Here is a 6,083-nt window from a genome sequence, read left to right as displayed (position 1 = left end):
GGCGTCCAACTTCGAGTTGGCCGGGTTGAAGGCGAAGTCGTACTTCAATGAGGCGTCGTCAGGCTGAAAGCGTTGGGACGGCGGATTGTGCTCCACAAAGCCGCCGAAGTGCTTGATAGTCGCGGGGGAAGCAACCTCGATTTTGCCCTTTGCAATTGGGCCGGTGATGTAGTTGGAGAACGTTCGTTTCAGATTCCAGCTCAGGCTCGCGGTCTCAATAGCGGGAACGCTCGCCGCGTGTGCAGACGGGGCGACGACGACACCCGCTGCAAGCAGAAACGTCGCCGCAGCGGCAGATTTACGGGTCGGGAACATGTGGATCTCCTTAGGTGCGGTCGGGGAAGAGGAGGTTGCGCGTGTGCGAGCCGAGGGCGTTGGTGTCAGTGCGCGTGGGGGATACGTGGATCGATTCCCCATGCCGGCGGACCTCGAGGGGATACTCGTATACTGCAGACAGGGTCTCGCTGGTAAACACCTGGTCAATAGGGCCGCTGGCGGCCACGCGACCTCGGTTGAGACAGGTCACTTGGTCGCAATAATTGGCCGCTGCGTTGAGATCGTGCAGCACCACCACGACGGTGCTCCCGCTACGCGCCGCCTGCCGGATGAGTCCAAGGGCACGCTCTTGGTGCTTAACATCCATGGCCGCTGTTGGCTCATCGAAGAACACCACCGGGGTGGTCTGCGCGAGGACACGCGACATGGCCACGCGGGCGCGCTCGCCGCCGGAGAGTGTCACGACTTCACGGCCGGCAAGGTGGGAAACCCCGGTGGCCTCGAGGGCGGCATCGATAATCGCGTTGTCCTCCTCCGGGCTGCTCGTGCCTTCCCACGGCGAACGTCCCATCGCCACGACATCGCGGACGAGGAATGAGAAGGTGACGGACACGTCCTGCAACATGACAGCGCGCTTCCTGGCCATCGCTTTTGGCTTGGCATGCCGCGGCTCAACACCGTCGATCTGCAGCACGCCCGAGGCAACGGGGATGTCTCCAGAGAGTGAGGCGAGCAGCGTCGACTTACCTGCGCCGTTCGGGCCGATGAGGCCGGTGACGGTGCCAGGTGCGGCGTGAAAAGAAACGTCGGAAAGCAACTCGGCGTCGCCGATGCGGACGGTCATGTTGTGCGCCTCAACGCTCATGTCAGTGCACCCCCTTGCGCATCATTTGACGAAGTAGAATGAAGAACGTCGGCCCGCCGACGAGCGCGGTGAAGATGCCGATGGGCATATCCGCGTACGCGATGAGGTTGCGCGCCACCACGTCTGCAACCGCGATCAGCGCCGCGCCGCCGAGTGCTGATGCCGGGATGAGCACGCTATTCGACGGTCCAACAGCAGTGCGGATGATGTGGGGAATCACCAAACCGACGAAGCCGATGAGTCCTGCGTAGGACACTGCGCCTGCGCTCAGTAGCGTCGCCAGGAGCACGCTGATTGTTCGCAACCGCTGTACGTTGACACCAACGTGCGATGCGGCGCCTTCTCCGAGCGCCAGCAGATCGAGCTTCCGGCCGAGGAACAGCGCGCACACAATTCCGAATGCCGCAATGCAGGCGACGGGGGTGACGTGCTTCCACTGTGCACCGGCGAGGGTGCCCATCTGCCAGAAAATGATCTGCTCACGCGCAGTCGAGGGTGCGAGGAACAGCAGGAATGAAATGGTTGCGCCAGCGACGGCGTTTACCGCGATGCCCACCAAGATCAAGTTGACAACCGCGGTCTTACCGCGGTGCCTCGCCAACGCCCACACCAATAGCGTCGTGGCTAAGCCGGCGACAAATGCGCCGATTGGGATGGTCATGGTGCCTGCGAAGCTCGCCCCGCTGACGATGAAAATCGCTGCACCGACGCCGGCACCCGAGGTCACACCCATCACTGAGGGCTCAGCCAGCGGGTTGGCGAAGACAGCTTGCATGAGCGCGCCCCCCACGCCGAGCGCAGCGCCGACAAGAATGCCCAAGATCAGCCGGGGGATACGCACCTGCCAAATGACAGAGGCATCCATGCCGTCAACGCCGAAGGGGCCGCGAGCGAGAATCCGCGGCAGGTCCCCGAGGTGGACGGTGTATTGGCCGACGCTTAGCGACACGACGAACGTCACCGCAAGCAGCACGACGAGTCCGATGAACAGCGCGATGCGGCGCCGGTGTCGCTGCGCGAACACCTGGTCTACGTAGTTAGCCATTCGTGCGCTGCCCGCTCTTTGTGTCCACCGAGCCGGTGTTGGCACCTTCGCCGTACAGCAGTTTCGCGGCGCGCAAGAGGAGCTCTCCAGTTTGGGGGCCGAAGGCGAGGGAGTCGCCGTCATTCATCGTGATCGCGCGTTGATTCTGCCCGGCGATTGTCTGCACGACACCCGGTCGCTGGAGTAGCCCTTCCATGCCGCCGGTGGACTCGAGGCCCTTCGTCATCAGTACAAACATCTCGGGGTTGAGCTCAGCGAGCGCTTCGGGGCTGGCCGGCTTCAGATCGGTGATGCCGGCCTCGGCCGCCATGTCGCGACCGCCTAGGGCATTGATCAGGCTGGTAGATCCGTAGTCCTCGCCAATGATGTAGAAGATGCCACCGGTGCCACGAAGGTACAGAAACGCCATGCGCAGCGGCTCAGCAGGCTTGATCTCATCGATCACGGCAAGCGCCTCTTCAACCTCGCGCATGCTGCGTTCGGCGAGCTTCTCGCCCTCCTCGGGCAAACCAACCACCGAAGCCACCAGGCGGATATCGTCGCCGATGGTCTCCAGCGAACGCTTGGGGTTCATCATCACCGTGGTGATACCTGCGTTGCGGATTTGCTCAATCACCTCTGGCGGGCCGACGGACTCATCCACAATCACCAGTGTTGGGTTCAGCTCCAAGATGGCCTCGGCGTTGAGGTTGTGGCCACCCACGGTGACCACTGGGCGGTCAGCCAAGGAGGGTTCCGTGCTCGACACCGTTCTGCCTACGATGTTCTCGTTGAGCCCCAGACCAGTCAGGGTCTTGGTGTAGGTGCCGTACAGGTCGAGCGCCAGGATGCGGGAGACATCGGTTACCTCAACGTCGAAGCCTTTCGCGTCTACCAGCGAAACAGGGAGGGCTGGTGTTGGGTTGGTAGCCACAGGGGCAACGTCGTCAAGCGAAGGCACGGTCTTCACACCCTGCGCCGCGCGCGGATCGACTTGGCCCGCTTCCGTGCGTAACTCGCTCGCGAGCTCAGCGTTCACACTCGATGTGCCGTCCCAGCTTGCACAACCGGTTAAGGCGAGCATGCAGACGAGGACGGTGGCTACTAGTCTCCTCATTAGGGTGGGATCTCCTTAGACGCTCGGGGCCTTGCGGCCGAAGTTGATAATGCTGCCGCCGCCGATAACCAGTGACGCGAGCAAGGCAAGTACCGACGGCACGCTGTTGCCGTCGAGGTTGAGACCGGACGGCGAGGCCCCGGAAGACTTGATCCGGAACTGGTCTTCGCCATCCCCGGTCTGCTCCTTGAATCCACCGAGCGAAGCGTTGTCGCCCATGCTTTGTGCTGCGGCGGTGGAGGACGCTGCGCCCGGGCCTGTCCCGTCCACACCGACACCGTCAGCACGCAGTGCCGCAGCGGCATCGGTGGAGCTGGACTTGCCCTGCGCGTCGCCTTTTGTTGCTCCTCCCTGCCCTTGGGCACAGTTCGGGGCGCCGCTGAGACTCGCGGTGAAATTGATCGGGTCCAGCGGGTCGCCTGCGGGGTAGAAGTTGGCGAACGCCTCGGCTCCAACTGGTGTCAGCGTGGTGGTTGCTGAACCGGAAACTGCGGAATCGGAGACGTCCAGCGACGTGAACGTGAGATTGGCCATGGCGACGCGGCCGTAGTCGCCGGGGTTGCCTTCGACATCGTTCGACGTGACATCCATGACAAGCAATCCCGCGTTGCCCTTGAATTGCACCTCGATGTTGGAGAAGCGGGTTTCAAGAATGCCCTTGTGGCCGTAGAACTCAATGGTTCCAGGGAAGAGGATCGTGCCTTCCTTGGTCTGCGGATTCACGGCTCCGCCTTGCGCCTTGAAGCGGTATTGGCCGTCGGAATACGCGACGTTGTTGGAAAGGTTCCAGCCACCCTTGGCAATCTGGCCCTGGATGTACGCGCGGAACGTGGAACGTACACCCCACGCGAAGTCGCCGCTGGTCACGCCCTTCGAGGCGGGGGCAGTGCAGATGTCGTTGGATACGGCCTGGGCTGCGGGTGCAGCTCCAGCTCCAGCTCCAGACTGCCCAGAGCTGGCTGCTCGGCTCGGGGCGGCACCACCCGATGGGCCTGCGATGCCACCTCCGCCGCGGCTACCGCCATCGGCCGCGTCAGCGGTGGAGAATCCTCCGCTGTTGGGCGCTGCAGCAACGCCGCCGGTACCAGTGCCAGCCGCACCAGCACCTGTCGGAGGAGCTTCAGCAGACGTGGCAGCGCTGGTACCCCACACCCGGTCGTGGAACTGGCCGGAGTTGTCCATGAGATTTTCAGTGTTGGTGATCAGCCCGTTGACTTCAATGAGAGTGTCGTTGACTTGGCCGAGCAGTTTGGCTGCGCCCTCGGTGGCGTTGGAGCGTGTGGCGGCACCACCACTACCTGAGTTTCCACTGGTCCCCGAGGGTGCGCCGGAGCCCGCCCCCATCTTAAGGCTGAGGTTGAGCGGGGAAAGGGGCTCACCAGCAGGGTAGAAATCCGCGAATACCTTGCTTGCACCTTCGGTAGACACCTTGGTGTCACCGGTGAGGGTGACGGTGTCTTGCGAGAAATCGGGAGCGGCTGAGAAAGCGACGGTGGCTAAGACCGCCTCCTTGCCTGTGAGCAATGGGCCGATGTTGCCTGGCACGCCGGTGTTCTCGCGGCTCTCATAATCCACTCGAATCTCACCGCTGGTGCCGTTGATCACCAGTTTCATGTTGGTGAGCTTGATGTCAAGCGTCCCTTTGTGGCCATAGAACCGGATCCCGCCGTCAAATGCAATGGTGCCCGCATTCGCCCCCGTAATGTTCGAGTTGGCAACTGGGATGGTGAATACGCCGTTAGCGAGCGTGATCCCGCCGGAGGTCTGCACCTCACCCTTGGCAACGGGGCCCATGATGTACTTCATGAAGGAGTCGCGGATTGACCACTGCATTTGCCCGGATTGCACGGTCCGGTTGCTGGCGGCCTGCGCCGTGGCTTCGGGGGCCGCAATGAGTGGAAAGCCGATGGCCCCACCGGCAGTAAGCAGCGCCCCAGAGATGGTGAGGGCCGCAATTCTGTTAGCCCGTTGTTTGCTAGCTTTCCGCATCCTGTCGACTCCCTCTAGAATTCTACCAAGCTTAGGCTACACTAATTTAGCCATGGCTTAGTTTAAAACGCAAGTAGGAAGGGAAAACCCATGCGGGACAAGATCGATGCATCGTTTGCCATGCTCTACCCCGACGTTGATCCGGGAACGCCATTGCCGCCGTCAACCTGGGAGCGAGTGGCGGTGTCCTTGAGCTCCGGCGTGTTGTTCTTCGGCGTCGCGGCAGGCGACCTCATCATCGCCGGTGTGGGCCTGTTTTTGGTGCTGGTGGCGACGGTGATGCCAACGCAGCGCGCCGACCGGCGCACCCGAAACGAAGCTCGCGCGCGGTTCCCGCAGGTGCCTTGGGCTGAAAAGGACGTGTCACACCAATACGAGCCTGCGACGGTGATCGGTGTGACCTGGGCGGCTATCGCGATCGTCGCCGTTCTCGCGCTGCTACTCGTGCCAGCGAAGTTCAGCCTTCTTGCCGCGGGGGTGTGCGGCGTAGCCGCAGCAGTGATCATGTGGTTCGTCCCCGGGATCCACCCGTCCCGGCAGCCGGAGATTCTTGGCTACGAGTACGAAGACGACTCTTTAGATGCCCCCCGCGATGTGGAGGAGACTGCAACGTTCAGCCGCGTCGAGCAATAGCCTGCTCGTACACCTCGACCACTGCTTCGGTCGAGGTGCGCCAGTTCCAGCGCAACGCTTCCTCGCGCGCGGCGTCGTCGTCAAGTGGCGTTGTGGAGATCACCTCGCCGTTATGGAAGACCACTGCGCCGTTTTCGGCGATGAACGTGTCGCATGCGGGGAACATGCGTTGCAGTGTT

Annotated in this window: 6 protein-coding genes and 1 pseudogene; 1 reads left to right on the top strand and 6 read right to left on the bottom strand. The window is 62.5% G+C overall.

Annotation, left to right across the window (positions count from 1 at the left end):
* The 5 genes from HMPREF2791_RS02375 to HMPREF2791_RS02355 form a co-directional block, all read right to left on the bottom strand.
* Window positions 1–315 (bottom strand): HtaA domain-containing protein (locus HMPREF2791_RS02375; protein WP_210400148.1); only part of this gene is annotated, 315 nt, incomplete at its 3' end.
* Window positions 316–325: 10 nt separating this feature from the next.
* The gene (locus HMPREF2791_RS02370) at window positions 326–1,141 is read right to left on the bottom strand and encodes a heme ABC transporter ATP-binding protein (protein WP_070452410.1); all 816 of its coding nucleotides are present in this window, start codon (window positions 1,139–1,141) and stop codon (window positions 326–328) included.
* Window position 1,142: 1 nt separating this feature from the next.
* Complete coding sequence (locus HMPREF2791_RS02365) at window positions 1,143–2,186, bottom strand: FecCD family ABC transporter permease (protein ID WP_070452407.1); 1,044 nt, start codon at window positions 2,184–2,186, stop codon at window positions 1,143–1,145.
* Window positions 2,179–3,282: a heme/hemin ABC transporter substrate-binding protein gene (locus HMPREF2791_RS02360; RefSeq protein ID WP_070452404.1), complete on the bottom strand. Its 1,104-nt coding sequence runs from the start codon at window positions 3,280–3,282 to the stop codon at window positions 2,179–2,181. Before HMPREF2791_RS02360 ends, HMPREF2791_RS02365 begins: the two co-directional genes overlap by 8 nt.
* A gap of 15 nt (window positions 3,283–3,297) precedes the next feature.
* Window positions 3,298–5,115, bottom strand: coding sequence for an HtaA domain-containing protein (locus HMPREF2791_RS02355; RefSeq protein WP_070844194.1), 1,818 nt, complete (start codon window positions 5,113–5,115; stop codon window positions 3,298–3,300).
* Between the two features lie 246 nt (window positions 5,116–5,361).
* Between HMPREF2791_RS02355 and HMPREF2791_RS02350 the strand changes: the two genes are divergently transcribed.
* On the top strand, window positions 5,362–5,904 hold the full coding sequence (locus HMPREF2791_RS02350; protein WP_070828903.1) for a hypothetical protein: 543 nt from the start codon (window positions 5,362–5,364) through the stop codon (window positions 5,902–5,904).
* Here HMPREF2791_RS02350 and HMPREF2791_RS12245 read toward each other — a convergent pair.
* Window positions 5,885–6,083: pseudogene (locus HMPREF2791_RS12245) on the bottom strand (hypothetical protein); the annotation flags it as partial. The gene HMPREF2791_RS02350 and the pseudogene HMPREF2791_RS12245 overlap by 20 nt on opposite strands.

The sequence above is a fragment of the Corynebacterium sp. HMSC034A01 genome (assembly GCF_001838175.1).
Taxonomy (GTDB): Bacteria; Actinomycetota; Actinomycetes; order Mycobacteriales; family Mycobacteriaceae; genus Corynebacterium.
This window is presented reverse-complemented; position numbering and strand designations above follow the sequence as displayed.

What these genes read in the sequence shown, in the direction of transcription:
- HMPREF2791_RS02365 (WP_070452407.1), bottom strand. Translation starts at nt 2,186, where the DNA reads ATGGCTAACTACGTAGACCAGGTGTTCGCGCAGCGACACCGGCGCCGC.
- HMPREF2791_RS02355 (WP_070844194.1), bottom strand. Translation starts at nt 5,115, where the DNA reads ATGCAGTGGTCAATCCGCGACTCCTTCATGAAGTACATCATGGGCCCC.
- HMPREF2791_RS02350 (WP_070828903.1), top strand. Translation starts at nt 5,362, where the DNA reads ATGCGGGACAAGATCGATGCATCGTTTGCCATGCTCTACCCCGACGTT.
- HMPREF2791_RS02360 (WP_070452404.1), bottom strand. Translation starts at nt 3,282, where the DNA reads ATGAGGAGACTAGTAGCCACCGTCCTCGTCTGCATGCTCGCCTTAACC.
- HMPREF2791_RS02370 (WP_070452410.1), bottom strand. Translation starts at nt 1,141, where the DNA reads ATGAGCGTTGAGGCGCACAACATGACCGTCCGCATCGGCGACGCCGAG.